Source organism: Brevibacillus fortis (genome assembly GCF_003013395.1).
Classification (GTDB): Bacteria; Bacillota; Bacilli; order Brevibacillales; family Brevibacillaceae; genus Brevibacillus; species Brevibacillus fortis.
On sequence record NZ_PXZM01000054.1, the window covers coordinates 23,065 to 37,124 of the forward strand.

The following is a 14,060-nucleotide window of genomic DNA, read 5'->3' on the forward strand; positions in this document are numbered from 1 at the left end:
TTTTCTTCCCCATCATTTTTTGACAAGAAGGACAAATTGCAGAGCATAAGATCAAAATAGTTGTGAAAGACATATTTCCGAAATCAGGTCACGGGAGGAGGCATAAAATGACATCTGTCAACCCATCCATGCGACTAAAAGTAAAAGGGGATACGTATTACGTTCCTGATCCAGATGGCCGTGTGTATTTTCAAAACAATCTAGGATCATTTCAGATGGAAGGGAAGGGAATTGACAAGTGGATTGAAAAACTGATGCCCTTGTTTAACGGGGAACATACATTGGAAGAATTGACAAATGGGCTGTCTGACCAGCGTAGAGATCACATATATCAAATTGCAGACATGCTGTACCAAAACGGCTTTGTCCACGATTGGAGCAGTCAGCTTTCACACCAGTTATCCAAGGAAATTATGGAGAAATACGCTCCTCAGATAGAATTTTTGAACAGCTTCACTGATTCCGCTGCCTATCGTTTTCAGTTGTACCGTCAAACCAAAGTGCTGGCCGTTGGCTCTGGTTCCCTACTTTCTGCTTTGGTTGCAGCATTGTTGGAATCAGGATTGCCTGCCATATACATAGCCACTACCCATTCCACCAGGACCAATCGGGAACGTTTGTGGGAATTGGCAGCACATGCTCGAAAAGAGGACTCCGAGGTAAAGCTGGAGGAAATTTACCTGCAAAAAAATGATCGGGATGGTTGGCAGAAGGCTGTGCAGGCTTTTCAAGTTGTCTTATATGTACAAAAAGAAGGCGACCTTGAGGAATTGCGGGTGCTTTATTCGATTTGCAAGGAACAAAACAAAATCTTTATTCCAGCTATTTGCCAGGACCAAGTGGGAATTGCGGGGCCAGTTTTACGTCCAGATGCAGATGGATGTTTTGAATCGGCCAGGCGCCGAATCCACCGATCTTCATTCAACAACGGCTCTTGTTTCAGCGCTTATTCCCCCATTTGCGCTGCCATGTTAGCAAACATCGTTGTGTTTGAATTGCTTAAGACCATTACAGGGACATCTGCGCAGGAAAATAAAATCTTTCTCATGAATTTGGAGACGATGGAAGGAGAGTGGCATCCGTTCACCCCTCACCCTCTGGTGACTGGTGGTGCACGTGTGAAATGGGTGCAGGACACGAATCTACTTTTTGAACAACGTACCCATCAAAATGGCTCATATGATTTGCCAGCATTCTTTGGTTCGTTAACATCGGATCAAACAGGAATTTTTCATACTTGGGACGAGGGGGATTTGGAACAACTCCCATTGGCGCAATGCCGAGTGGCAGTAGTTGATCCCTTATCTGAAGGTCCGGTAGAGTTACTTGCTGACATCGTTTGTTCAGCTTTGACGCATGATGGAGCTAGGCGTGAAGCGGGATTGGCGGGAATTGAAGCGTATGCATCGAGAATGGCTAAACCGCTATTGGGGACTGAGGAATTTGTTGGAATAGGTGCGGGTGAGACAGTTCCGGAAGCCGTTACCCGAGGATTGCAAAAGAGTTTGACAGCAGAGCTGCGTAAACAGCTCGAAAACCACCAAACTGCTGTTTATCCAGTTGAGCTGAACTCAATAGAAGATAAACATTCTCTTTTTTACTTACAGGCTCTGACAATCATGAACGGCCCACCGACGGTATGCCTGGGGGAGGAAATATCAGGCTTCCCAGTAGTCTGGATAGGCACAAATGATCGCTGGTATTACAGCGCATGCTTACATCTGACTATGGGATTGCGCACCGCATTGCAGCAGGCGTTATGGGTAAACCATAACCCATCTCTTAGCCAAACAACGACATATGGGATTAATCCGTCCTCCATTGTAGTAAAAGAAAAGCTTCCACACAGTTTGGTCATCCCCACAGTTGAAGAGGCAGCACACTCCGAAATGTTGAAAGCCGCCTTGTCCTCTTTGAGACGAAACAATAAAGAGCTGTTCGTTTGTGAATTGGAATTGGAGCAAGTCTTCAAAGAGGAATTGGCAGGAGTATTTGGTGTGCTGTTGCGAAAGGATGAATCCTGATGAGCACAGTCCTGATGATTGTCGGAGAGGGATTGTTAGCGGATTTCGTATATCGAAACCTGTCCAGTCAATACAGTGTCGTGCAGCAGCCTGATTGTAAGGCTGATATACCCAAAGAGGTGGAATTGGCTTTAGTACTGCATGATTTCTGGTATCCTTCCATTCACCTACAGGCTGAAGAGGTGTTCAAGAAGGCTGGCATTCCTTGGTTAAGGGGCTTTGTTTCATTTGGAGAGGGCGTAGTAGGACCACTCGTGGGACCACGTATGCAGGGATGTTCGCAGTGTGCCGACTTTCGAAGACTGATGACCCGCAAAAACCGGAGAGATCTGAGGGAAATTCAACTCCAGCTAAAAAATCAAAAGGAACGACAGCGTGATGCATGGGCATCAAATACGGGAATGTACCAATTGGCGAACATGATCACAGCGGAAGCGCAAAGAGTGTTACAGGGCAGTCGCCCATATACAGTACAAAGAACAAGAATCCATTTGGTAAACTTGCAAACCCTGGCGACCTCAGAGCACTTCTTTTTGCCAAATCCAATATGTGAGGTATGTGGGGAATTGCCTGAGGATACACCTGAGGCAGCACGTATTACTCTTCAACCAAGACTAAAGGCCAATCCCAACATTTATCGAATCTGTTCGCTAGATGTTTTTAAGGAAGTCCTCATTCAGGAATATCTCGATTTTCGAACTGGCATGATCAGCCAAAAAACCAAAGACCACCTGACCCCATTTGCCGTCATGAGTGTGAATCTGCCGATGATAACGTCTAATGAAGGAGCAGCCGGGCGAACTCTTTCTTATGAGCAGAGTGAACTGACAGCCATCCTGGAGGCATTGGAGCGATACGCTGGTCTACATCCACGAGGTAAAAGAACGGTCATCTGCGACAGTTATGAGAAGGTGAAAGACCACGCGCTCAACCCGCTGAAGATCGGGCTGCATTCGGAGGAACAATATGCAAATCCTGATTATCGTTTCCAAAGGTTTGATCCAAAACGGCCCATGAATTGGGTATGGGGTTATTCATTTTTTAAGGAGAAGCCAATCTTGGTACCAGAATCGATTGCCTACTACGACCTGGAAGATGACTTCGTCTATGAAAACTCCAATGGTTGCGCGTTAGGCAGGTGTTTAGAAGAGGCTATTTTCTACGGTATATTGGAAGTGGTGGAACGAGACGCATTTCTTTTGACATGGTATGCACAACTGCCTTTACCGCGGCTTGATCCTGAATCTGCGAAAGACAAAGAATTGCTCTTGATGATTGAGCGAATAAAAGCAGTGGCAGGTTACGATCTGTATTTGTATAACGCGACAATGGAGAATGGGATACCAAGTGTTTGGGCCATTACGAAAAACAGGAAACAGAAGGGAGTCAATCTCGTCTGTGCCGCCGGGTCTCATCCTGATCCGTTGCGAGCTGTAAAAACCGCGGTGCATGAACTGGCCGACATGCTGTTAACACTGGATGAAAAATATGAAACGCATCGGGAAGAGTTTCTGCAAATGCTGCACGATCCCTTCCTAGTGCAAAGAATGGAAGACCATGGTATGCTGTACAGTCTGCCTGAAGCGGAAGAGCGACTGCACTTTTTGCTTCATAATGATCGGCCCATGCGAACATTTGACGAGGAGTTTAAGCTGCAGGCAGGTCATCATGACCTGACGGATGATTTGAAAGGCATTCTGCAGATTTTTAAGCAATTAAACCTCGAAGTGATAGTGGTTAACCAGACGACACCAGAAATGATCAGAAACGAACTGTACAGCGTGAAAGTTCTGATCCCTGGGATGCTGCCGATGACGTTTGGCTATCACTTAACCCGCGTAACAGGACTGGATCGTGTCTTGAACGTACCCATGCAGCTTGGCTATACCAAACATCCCCTGACATATGAACAACTGAATCCGCATCCGCATCCATTTCCATAGGTCTTGAAGTAGGAGGAAAAAGTATGCGCAGGGATGTATTTTTGCACAATCTGCTGTATGACGTCGAAAAAATTATCCCCGCCGACTGGAAAGTAGATTGGAAAGATTCCCCTTTGGTTTATAAGATTTATCGCGAACTGCCTGTCGTGCCGCTTTCGTTAGAAGTTCCGCTGTCTCTTGAACACGGCAGAAATAAACAATCATCGAAGCCAACCATTCGTGATATTGGCCATTTTCTCTGGGTCACATTTGGTCTTACCCGAGTGTCTGTTCGAGGTAATGACTGGGATTCCTACGACCAAAGATCAGAGGAGTTATTCCGAAGATTTGTTCCGTCTGGAGGGGCTTTGTATCCAAGCGAATTATACGTGTATCTAAACATGGATGACTTGCCCGCAGGAGTGTACCATTACGACGCTGCCCATCATCGTTTGGTGTTGCTGCGCAAAGGAAATTGCGATTCATATCTGACAATGGCTCTGGGTTACTATTGTGACATGTCAGAGTGTTTTGCTGCAGTATTTGTATCGACAATGTTTTGGAAAAATTTCTTTAAGTATCATAATCTGTCGTACCGCCTCCAAGGTTTGGATGCAGGCGCACTGATTGGCCAGCTGCTTGAAGCAGCGAAAAGGTTTGGTTTTACAACAGGTGTTTACTATCAATTTCTCGATCGAGCCGTCAATCATCTGCTGGGGCTGAACCAATGGGAAGAAAGCGTATATGCGGTGATTCCTCTCTCGATAAAATCAGATATCAATTGGTTTGCCCATAAGCGTGAAGGAATGGAAATTGTCTGGGATAAAGAATTGTATCGGAAGTTACCCGCTGTTCAGCATCATTCCTATATTCGTTCTCGAAGGATTAGAAAATATCCCATGCTGATAAAGTTGAATGAAGCATCAAAGTTCGAATCAACGGACTACTTTCAGCGGGTACGGGGAGAAAAAAAGCCTGCCTTTGGAGGTCCTTCTTTGGCATTACCAAACGTAAAACCTTTAAACTGGGATCTCATGGAGGCAAGCCGAAAGAGGTTTTCACCTGGTGAGCACTTCGTTTTACGCGAAGTGAGTCAACAGCAATTAGCCACTCTTTTGCGTGAGGCGACAAATGCTTTCTTCTACCGAAATGATCTGGATCGAATAGATATCCCAGAAATCCAAGAACAACCGAAGTCTCGAGTTTCGTTGTACTGCTGTCTCTATTCTGTGGAGGATATTCCCGCTGGCGCCTATTATTATGACTATCCTTCCCATAAATTAAGGCTCATTCGTCTTGGAGACCATCGCCCCATATTAAAACAGGCAATGAATAGGAGCGACTTCAATATACTCGATGTTCCGATCTGCCTGCATGTCGTAGGGGACTATCATTACTACAGACATAAACTCGGATACAGAGGATATCGTATTCAACAAATGGAAGCGGGTATACTTGTACAAAAATTACTGTTGGTAGCTTCTTCGATCGGATTGGCAGGCCATCCACTTCTCGAGTATGATGCAAAAACATGCGATAAAATCTACAAAATCACGAATGTAAACCAAAGCTGTTTAATACAAGTACCTGTTGGGCCCTATCGTTTACCCAATAGGTTAACCGGACATTTGTACGTATAGGAAGGAGCTGGAGCACACTTAAAAAGACATCAATTACGCAGCGACCGTTTCCCGATATTCCACTGGGGAGCGGTCGTTTCGTTTTCCCCATGAAAAAATCCCCCTTCGATCACAACGTCTACATCCATCTTCAGCAGATGTCTTTTTTACGTTGTCTACCGTTAGGGGATATTACCACTTTTGCTTATGAAGGGTGTCTTTTATTTTCCAGCGTAAATGGGTACTTCCCACTCTACATTTTTGTGTTCAACCATTCGTTTCTCGGAAGTAATGATCAGTTGCTTAGGCAGGGTTGTGAGGTTTTCTAAGAATATGGTGCTTCCCAATATCGCCCGTCCCTTCTCATACTCTGTCTTATGAATATAGTAGTCGACGTCTACATACTTTTTCCCTGTTTCGTCTGAGATGGTCCAGTATTCAAAAGGGGTCATAGCAGCAGTATCTGGATCGAGCTTTCCCTCGAATGAAAGGTGGTAGCCCTCCAATTTCGTGGTGCTTCCATCGTCATTTACACGGTGTACACCGTCATAGCCTTCGACATCAACTACTGCGTTTGGATCTTTTTGATACTTCTTGAAGGTGAACTGATCTCCCTGGTCTTCCACTGCTATGGATTCTTTCTTCTCAAGCCGATCGGTGTCCAATTTGGCGTTTAATGCAGCCGCTTCCTCTGTATAAACAGATCCGAGCTTGAAGGTAAGGCTTTGGCTTGCGTCGATTGGTTGGAAGTAGTGGAAGTCTCTTGTTCCATTTTCAGTAGAGCGGGTATGATCCCATTTCAAATACTTGATGACATTGTTTTGTTTGCTGGCTTCACGGATGACAGCCTTGGAATCCCAAGCGGCGACGACTGTGCCCTTTTCATTGACTAACTCGTAGCTGTATTCTTTTCGCTGGTTATCCGTAGTCGAGCGATCTATGACCATTTCCACCCCACTCGGTGCAAACGTCATCTGTTTTACGTCCAGCTTGAGTCCTTGCGGAGTCGTGTATGTTTTGTTGATTTCATGTGTCTTCGTCGCAGCCTTTGCCTTTTTCATGTCAACAGGTACGGACAGCTTCCAGTTTCCTTTGATGTCGTCCAATTGTTTAATGTTGAACTCTACAATCAGCTCGTCCGGAATTTCACTGATATCAGCAAAGTAGCTGCGCAGCTCACGATCCAAGGACATGTAACCAGTATCTACATTCATAACATTGTGCCAATCTTCATTTGGTTTGCGAGTGTCTTCATTTGCGGACGCCTCAATAGGTTTCAGTACGTTCCCTTGTTTGTCTTTGATCGTAATCACTTGTTCCTTGTTATCTCTTCTGATCATTTCGCTCAAAAAACTGTCCATCGGTTTGCCGTTCTTGTCTTTTACAATAGCAGCTATGCTAATGCGCAGAGGATCAGCCATCACTTCCTTCACCTCAAAAGTGATACCTTGATCGGTCGCACTTACATTCACGGTTTGAGCGAAACCTTTTTGGGCTGCTTGCTCAATACCAGAGTCCCCCGACTTTTGAAGAATACTGTTATTCATAGGTGCTACAGGATCAGCTTTGCCAATCGGACTGTTCGTAAAAGCAGCATTGACATAACTCGCAAAGGTAGGGGAGACTAGCATTCCTCCCGATACGACAACCGTTAATGCAGCAGCGGTAAGTGTCATTCTTTTCATGATCGTGATACTCCTTTGTTTCCACGCAGGTGGTTGGTGTGTAGGGGTAGCAGGGGTTAATACTCTCACAGGATGAGGGGAGAGCATCTGAATAATCTTTTGATCCATATTTTTGGAGAGGGACTCTTCCCACATCGTTTCTTCCGTTTGGTGCAGCTCATCGATCCATTGCTCCAGCTGGTGCTGGCAGTGTGTGCAATGGTCGAGATGACTTTCGGCATTACGTTTGTTCACAGGCGATAAACGATCTTCCATGTAGGCGATCAGCTGTCTTTGCGAAAGGCAATTCAAAGCGGGGTACCCCCTTTTTTCTTCGGCTTGCTTAGCTGGTCTCGCAGCTTTTTCCTGGCATAGGAAAGGCGCATTCTCACGGTATCTACGGACAAAGATAGTTTGTTGCCGATCTCCCTGTAGCTTAAATGCTGGAGATAGTGCAGATCGAGAATCGTCCTGTAGTTCTTGTCCAGTGCCATCATCTGCTGTCGCAAAGCATGTTGCTGTTCTTTGACCAGATAATCTTCCTCCGGGATCGGACACTCGTCTTTGAACTCGACATCCATCTCTGTTACGGAAGGCATTCGTTTTCGCTTTCGTAGCTCGTCAATTCCGCGATTGATCGCGATCCGATACAGCCAGGCAGAGAAGGAGTGGTTGGGTTTATAATCAGGCAGACTGTAGTACGCCTTGATAAAAACCTCCTGAACCATGTCTTCGGCATCATGAGAATGGTGGAGCGTGTGCCCAAGAACCGAAGCGATTTTTCCCTTGTATTTATTGACGATCAGAGCATAAGCCTCTTTATTACCTTGAAGAACCTCCGCAATGACCTCCAGGTCGTCCTGCATGTTTTGTTACCTCCTTGCAAAAAGGTGCTGCGCAGCTTTTCCTTTTTGTGAAAAACGTCTCGACGTTGTTCATTACTATAGACGAACAGAAGGAAGGACCCCTCTCAAGCTTTTTTCATAAAAATTGAAATTTGCATAGGAAGAGGATGCCTCTCTTCTTTCACTAGAAGGGCATCCTCTTTAAAAGTATTGCTTTTTTACCGCGTAATCCGATAAACCTCTCCACTCAACCGTCCTCGGATTTTAATAACATCCCCGACGGAAACGGCTATATCCTTAACACCTTTGATTAAAATCTCTTGCTCCAGTCCTTCCACATACAGCGGGAAGCGATTTCCACCGATATCGTGTGTAAATAGTCTGTTTACACGCCCGATGACCTCGTGGAAGGAGCGATGACTCATATATTCTAAGCCTACTGTTTTTCGTAAGCTTTCTTCCAAGCAATCCTTTGCATGCGACAATGACAGTGGGAACTATTTAGAGTGTTTCCCGCCATTTCCGATATGGAGGAGGAAATCTTTGTAGTCTTGCGGTAATACTATGTGAGCCGAAGCTTCGAACTGTTCGATCTGTCCAATGTCAAAGGCTCATTCAAAACATACGGACAATTTCCGTTCGTAAAGGAGTATATGAGCTTGAGCCAAAACAACCATTCCATCGCAGTTATCTCCGACATACACAGCAACGCCTACGCATTAGAAGCCGTGCTGCATGACATTGATTCCCGCGGCATTCAAACCATTGTGAATTTGGGCGACACCTTATTCGGACCGCTTGATCCGATCAAAACGGCAGAGCTCTTGATGGAGCGTTCTGAAATGATACATATCATGGGCAATTGTGACAGATATTTACTGCAAGAGCAAATGGAGTCAATCACCTTCGAATACGTGAAGCCACTGCTTACAAGAGAAACGCTCAGCTGGATCGGGTCATTCCAAAAGCAATGGATTCATGATGATCTCTTATTTTGCCACGGCACACCTTTTGCCGATGATGTGTACTTATTGGAGAATGTCGCTCCATATGGGATTGACGAGAAAAGCGAAAACGCCTTAATGATCGAGCTGACCGGCATTCAGCAGCAGGTCATTTTTTGCGGGCATTCGCATGTACCCAAATCCGTATGGCTCCCAGATGGCAAGCTCGTGGTAAACCCGGGAAGCGTGGGACTCCCAGCGTATTTTGAAGAAGCACCGTACCCGCATTCGATGGAATCGAAGACGCCACATGCCAAGTACGTCACAGTAAATCGACAAGGGGGCTCGTGGCTAGTCGAGCAAGTATTGGTTCCCTATGATTTCGAGCAGGCAGCGAAGAGAGCGGAAGAAAACGGGCGCAGAGACTATGCGTATGCGATCCGAACGGGAAGAGCAGAGTTGTAAGGACAAACTGACGTCAGAGATTCTTTCTGGCGTCATTTTTTTCATTTCCCCGTTATTTGTCACACTGGCGTAACACACGACCTCTACGATATTCATGTCAGTCACATGAATGCTTCGGAGGTACAATAGATGAAAAACAAAACCATTTTAATAACGGGTGGTACAGGCTCTTGGGGTTGGGAGCTCGTGAAGCAACTCCTGCCGCAGCAGCCAAAAGAAATCCGTATTTTTTCGCGCAATGAAGCACTGCAAGTAGAAATGAACCATCATTTTCAAGATAAACGACTGCGTTTTATGAATGGAGACATTCGGGATCAGGAGGAATTGATGCAGGCATGTCAGCGGGTCGATTATGTGTATCATCTTGCGGCATTGAAGCATGTCCCGATTTGTGAAAACCAACCGTATATTGCCTTGAAAACAAACGTGATCGGCACGCAAAATGTCATCGATGCGGCGATTGCCAACGGTGTGAAGAAGGTTATCTATGTCTCCACAGACAAAGCTTCCAATCCTTCCAGCACATATGGGATGACCAAGGCGATTGGGGAGCGGCTGATCATTCAGGCCAACAAGCGGGATGTCATTACTCGGTTTGTTTGTGTGCGAAGCGGCAATGTTTTGGGATCGACAGGCAGTGTAATTCCCCTTTTCAAAAACCAATTGCAACAAGGATTGGATCTCGGTGTGACAGATGAGCAAATGACGAGATTTTTCTTGAGTCTGGAAGAGGCGATCCACCTGCTCTTTACGGCTACGCATAAAAGTCTGGGCGGGGAAACCTTTGTACTGAAAATGCCCTCTTGCCGGATCATGGATATAGCGGAGGTCCTCAGAGAAGAGGCGGGAGCGCAGGCCAGCCGTATTGTCACCATCGGGATGCGCCCGGGTGAAAAACGATATGAAATGCTGGTGTCCGAGATGGAAAGTGACAGGGCGATTGACCTGAATGACCAATACTTTGTCATCCTGCCGGCTTTTCCGCAAGAAGAGCTGCAAGCCTTTTACGCTGCATATCCGAAGGTCGACTTTGCTAGCTTCCATTCCGAGTCTGTGGTCTTGACCAAGGAAGAGACGAGGGTAATGCTGCGGGCAGGAGGTTTCCTTTCATGAAGACGATTTTGTTTACAGGCGGAGGTTCTGCCGGGCATGTAACGGGCAATCTCGTTTTGATTCCCAAATGCCTGCAAGAAGGCTGGAGTGTGCATTATATCGGCTCAGAGACAGGAATAGAAAAACAGCTCGTAGAAGCACAAAAAGCCGTGCAGTATCATAGTATCTCGACCGGAAAGCTGCGGAGGTACTTCTCATGGAAAAACGTGTCGGATGTTCTCCAGGTGCTCCGTGGTATCCTTCAAGCGTATTTCTTGATACGTAAAATAAAGCCGGACGTCGTATACTCACTGGGTGGCTTTGTCTCAGTTCCTGTCGTGCTCGGCGCCCGCATGAACAAGATCAGGACGATCATTCATGAGCCCGATGTGCATATGGGGCTCGCCAATCGGCTTTGCCTGCCTTTTGCAGATACAGTATGCACGACATTTGCGGAAACAAAGAGAAAGCTGAACAGCGAAAAAGTGATCCATGTCGGGCCGCTCATCAAGGAGTCGCTCAAGGCTGGTCAACGTCTGCGCGGAATCGCCGCCTGCGGGTTTCATGAAAAGCAGCCCGTGCTGTTGATCATGGGAGGAAGTCAAGGGGCAGAGACGATCAACCGCATCGTTCGCGAGGCGCTGCCGAATTTGCTGTCCCAATTCCAGATCATTCACATATGTGGGCAGGGAAAGGTCGATTACTCTGTTCATTATCCGGGGTATAAGCAGTATGATTTCGTTGGAGAGGAATTGGCTGATTTATTGGCGGCTACCGATGTGGTTGTATCCCGGGCTGGTTCCAATGCCATTTCTGAATTGCTCGCATTACAAAAACCGATGCTTCTTCTCCCGCATACGAACGGAGGGGCACGTACAGGTCAGCTCGTGAACGCCCAAAACTTTCAAGCTGTGGGTTACGCAGATGTACTTTTGCAAGAACAAATGACGACACAGATGTTTGTGGAGAGAATCCTTGCCCTGTACAAAAATCGCGAGACTTATCTGGCGAAAATGAGGAAAAATAAGGATGAAAAAGCAGTCGACAAGGTGTGGGCATTGCTAAAAGGAGCTGCACATGAACATTTTGATCGCGGATGATGAAGAATACATGGTCAAAATCGTGAAAGCCTACTTCGAAAAAGCAGGCTTCACTACATATACCGCCAATGATGGGCAAGAAGCACTGAATATGTTGTACAACGAACAAATCGACCTGGCGATCCTGGACTGGATGATGCCCCAAATAAGTGGCATCGAGGTATGCAAGGAAATCAAGGCAAACAGTACAGTAAAAGTCTTGATGCTGACAGCCAAAGGGGAAATTGATGACGAGCTTTACGCCTTGCAAGCGGGAGCTGACGATTACGTGCGAAAGCCGTTTGACCCGAGAATTTTGCTAGCGCGCGCCAAAAAAATGCTGCATCTGGATGGGCAGTATACGTTTGGACAGATCAAGGTGGATTTGGAGGCGCAAAAAATATATCACGCTGGAGAAGACCTGCATGTGACCAACAAGGAATTCCAGCTCATGAAATACTTTGTGCAGCATGAAGGAAAAGTATTGACGCGAAAAGCTTTACTCGACCATGTGTGGGGATTCGATTATTTCGGTGAGGAAAGAACCGTGGACACCCATATTCGCCGCTTGCGAGAGAAGATAGGCGATAACTGGATAAAAACACATCGAGGGATGGGGTACAGTTTTGAAAATCCGGATAAATAAGATGGGACGTCGGCTGTTTGTGCAGATTGCCATCGTGGTCGCAGTCGTGTACGTCTTGTCTTTTCTCATTAACACGTTCTTTTTACCGAAGTATTTTTTGTATGAGAAGAAAAATACGTTATCCGCGATTACTTCCCAGATGGAAGGCTTCACAGCAGATGCTTTGCAAAATGAGATCGAAGGGCTTGAAAATGAGTACCGCGTCACGATCGTGTACACCTCGTATACGGGAAACAACGATGATTTGAACGAATCATTGCGCGCTCTATTTGCCCAAAAAGGATTGCCGCTCAGCAAATTTTGGATCACCGAGGAGAGCGTCGCTTCCTTACAGGATGGTGAATACGTAAACAAGCTGTATATGCAAGAAAAGTTGAAATCGAATGTACTCGTCCGGTTTATGATGAAGGAGCGAGTGGTTTTCGCGATCAGTGAATCGGTTGCGTATTCCAGTGATACGATTCGCATTGTGAATCAGTTCAATACGTATATTTTTCTGGGGGCGTTGCTCTTGACTGTTGTCGTGGGCGGGATGTTTGCCAAACGGATGATTGACCCACTCGCACAGCTGAAGGATACGGCGGAGGAGATTTCCAATCTGCGTTTTCAGAAGGCAGACATTCGTACGGGCGATGAGATAGAGGAATTGGCCCAGAGCATTAACCGGATGAGTGACAAGCTCCAACGGGCCCACGAAGAGCTGGAAGCGAGAAATCGGAATCTACGTACGTTTATTTCGGATATTTCCCATGAATTAAAAACGCCACTGGCTCTAATCAAGGCGTATACGGCGGGCATCAAGGATGGTCTGGATGACGGGACCTTTCTGGCGGTCATTGACAAGCAAACAGACGGTATCGCGGAGTTGGTCAACAAGCTGCTGGAATTGTCCCGCTATCAAACGGATCAATATTCGTTTACTGCCGTCTCTCTACAAGCTGCGCTGGAACAAACGCTGGAGAAATACCGGTTGCTGATCCAGCAAGAAGCGATTCAGCTCACGATCGAGAAGGAAGCGGATGTGGAGTATTGTGTGTGGGCTGATCGTGACAAGCTGGAAATGGTACTGGGTAATTTGCTTGGCAATGCTGTCACGTACACGACGAATGGGCGCATTGATATTTCGATCAGACAAACGGGGGATACCGTCATTTTTTCCATTAAAAATGGGGTCGGAAGTATAGACGTCTCGCAATTGAAGCAAATTTGGGAGCCATTTTATGTGATCGAACAGTCTCGCAACAAACAGCTTAGCGGAACGGGACTAGGACTCTCCATCGTCAAAGCTGTGCTGGACAAACATCAAGCTCGTTATGATGTGCAGATAGAAGGCGAGGAGATTGTGTTTGCTTTTTCCTTGCAGGGTTGTTCCGTGGGGGAAGTTTCGTCGTGATGCGCACCTGTTCTTTGCTTTAAAAACCCTATAGAGCTCTTGGAACAAGTCAAGATTAATGAGAAATCTCTAGAAAAAATATTCGACACTAATGAATTTGAGCTAGAGTGGCCCGATAACATATTTTCGGGCGTTTTTCGTCGTTTTCAGAGATTAGCGTTCGTGGGAAATGACGATTGAGACATTATTTCCAATTATTGCATTTGATTAAACGAACAGCTCGTGTTATATTAGCAATCTGCCTTTGAAAAAGGGCGAAACAAAATTGAACCAATGATACAAATTACCTGTTGACTTGAAACAAACACACATGGTATATTGTGAGTCCGGCACTTTTGAAGTGCTAGTAAAAATGCTCTTTGAAAAC

11 protein-coding genes are annotated in these 14,060 nt (G+C 46.1%); 8 read left to right on the forward strand and 3 right to left on the reverse strand.

Annotation, left to right across the window (positions count from 1 at the left end):
• Positions 1-107 precede the first annotated feature (107 nt).
• Genes C7R93_RS28035 through C7R93_RS28045 form a run of 3 tightly spaced genes read left to right on the forward strand, consistent with a single transcriptional unit; the run spans position 108 to position 5,586 of the window.
• Positions 108-2,024: a putative thiazole-containing bacteriocin maturation protein gene (locus C7R93_RS28035; protein ID WP_106841868.1), complete on the forward strand. Its 1,917-nt coding sequence runs from the start codon at positions 108-110 to the stop codon at positions 2,022-2,024.
• Positions 2,024-3,967, forward strand: coding sequence for a TOMM precursor leader peptide-binding protein (locus C7R93_RS28040; protein ID WP_106841869.1), 1,944 nt, complete (start codon positions 2,024-2,026; stop codon positions 3,965-3,967). The genes C7R93_RS28035 and C7R93_RS28040 overlap by 1 nt, the downstream gene beginning before the upstream one ends.
• A gap of 23 nt (positions 3,968-3,990) precedes the next feature.
• Positions 3,991-5,586, forward strand: coding sequence for a SagB family peptide dehydrogenase (locus C7R93_RS28045; protein ID WP_106841870.1), 1,596 nt, complete (start codon positions 3,991-3,993; stop codon positions 5,584-5,586).
• Positions 5,587-5,786: 200 nt separating this feature from the next.
• Here the strand turns inward: C7R93_RS28045 and C7R93_RS28050 are convergent, their stop codons facing one another.
• The 3 genes from C7R93_RS28050 to C7R93_RS30870 form a co-directional block, all read right to left on the reverse strand.
• On the reverse strand, positions 5,787-7,541 hold the full coding sequence (locus C7R93_RS28050) for a DUF4179 domain-containing protein (RefSeq protein ID WP_106841871.1): 1,755 nt from the start codon (positions 7,539-7,541) through the stop codon (positions 5,787-5,789).
• Complete coding sequence (locus tag C7R93_RS28055) at positions 7,538-8,095, reverse strand: RNA polymerase sigma factor (protein ID WP_106841872.1); 558 nt, start codon at positions 8,093-8,095, stop codon at positions 7,538-7,540. The genes C7R93_RS28050 and C7R93_RS28055 overlap by 4 nt, the downstream gene beginning before the upstream one ends.
• A 197-nt stretch (positions 8,096-8,292) precedes the next feature.
• Complete coding sequence (locus C7R93_RS30870) at positions 8,293-8,499, reverse strand: hypothetical protein (RefSeq protein ID WP_244191682.1); 207 nt, start codon at positions 8,497-8,499, stop codon at positions 8,293-8,295.
• Between the two features lie 228 nt (positions 8,500-8,727).
• Here C7R93_RS30870 and C7R93_RS28065 point away from each other — a divergent pair, with 228 nt between their 5' ends.
• The 5 genes from C7R93_RS28065 to C7R93_RS28085 all read left to right on the forward strand — a co-directional run bounded on the left by C7R93_RS28065 (position 8,728) and on the right by C7R93_RS28085 (position 13,693).
• Positions 8,728-9,483, forward strand: coding sequence for a metallophosphoesterase family protein (locus C7R93_RS28065; protein WP_106841873.1), 756 nt, complete (start codon positions 8,728-8,730; stop codon positions 9,481-9,483).
• 129 nt (positions 9,484-9,612) lie between these two features.
• A complete protein-coding gene (locus tag C7R93_RS28070) occupies positions 9,613-10,596 on the forward strand; it encodes a polysaccharide biosynthesis protein (protein WP_106841874.1) in 984 nt (327 codons plus the stop codon).
• Entirely contained in the window at positions 10,593-11,675 is a 1,083-nt protein-coding gene (locus tag C7R93_RS28075; protein ID WP_106841875.1) for an undecaprenyldiphospho-muramoylpentapeptide beta-N-acetylglucosaminyltransferase, read from the forward strand. The genes C7R93_RS28070 and C7R93_RS28075 overlap by 4 nt, the downstream gene beginning before the upstream one ends.
• Positions 11,653-12,300: a response regulator transcription factor gene (locus C7R93_RS28080; protein ID WP_106841876.1), complete on the forward strand. Its 648-nt coding sequence runs from the start codon at positions 11,653-11,655 to the stop codon at positions 12,298-12,300. Before C7R93_RS28075 ends, C7R93_RS28080 begins: the two co-directional genes overlap by 23 nt.
• Positions 12,281-13,693, forward strand: a complete 1,413-nt coding sequence (locus C7R93_RS28085; protein WP_106841877.1) for a sensor histidine kinase — start codon at positions 12,281-12,283, stop codon at positions 13,691-13,693. Before C7R93_RS28080 ends, C7R93_RS28085 begins: the two co-directional genes overlap by 20 nt.
• Positions 13,694-14,060 lie beyond the last annotated feature (367 nt).

Coding starts and splice junctions, on each gene's coding strand:
- C7R93_RS28080 (WP_106841876.1), top strand. CDS start 11,653: ATGAACATTTTGATCGCGGATGATGAAGAATACATGGTCAAAATCGTG.
- C7R93_RS28035 (WP_106841868.1), top strand. CDS start 108: ATGACATCTGTCAACCCATCCATGCGACTAAAAGTAAAAGGGGATACG.
- C7R93_RS28065 (WP_106841873.1), top strand. CDS start 8,728: ATGAGCTTGAGCCAAAACAACCATTCCATCGCAGTTATCTCCGACATA.
- C7R93_RS28045 (WP_106841870.1), top strand. CDS start 3,991: ATGCGCAGGGATGTATTTTTGCACAATCTGCTGTATGACGTCGAAAAA.
- C7R93_RS28075 (WP_106841875.1), top strand. CDS start 10,593: ATGAAGACGATTTTGTTTACAGGCGGAGGTTCTGCCGGGCATGTAACG.
- C7R93_RS30870 (WP_244191682.1), bottom strand. CDS start 8,499: ATGAGTCATCGCTCCTTCCACGAGGTCATCGGGCGTGTAAACAGACTA.
- C7R93_RS28055 (WP_106841872.1), bottom strand. CDS start 8,095: ATGCAGGACGACCTGGAGGTCATTGCGGAGGTTCTTCAAGGTAATAAA.
- C7R93_RS28070 (WP_106841874.1), top strand. CDS start 9,613: ATGAAAAACAAAACCATTTTAATAACGGGTGGTACAGGCTCTTGGGGT.
- C7R93_RS28040 (WP_106841869.1), top strand. CDS start 2,024: ATGAGCACAGTCCTGATGATTGTCGGAGAGGGATTGTTAGCGGATTTC.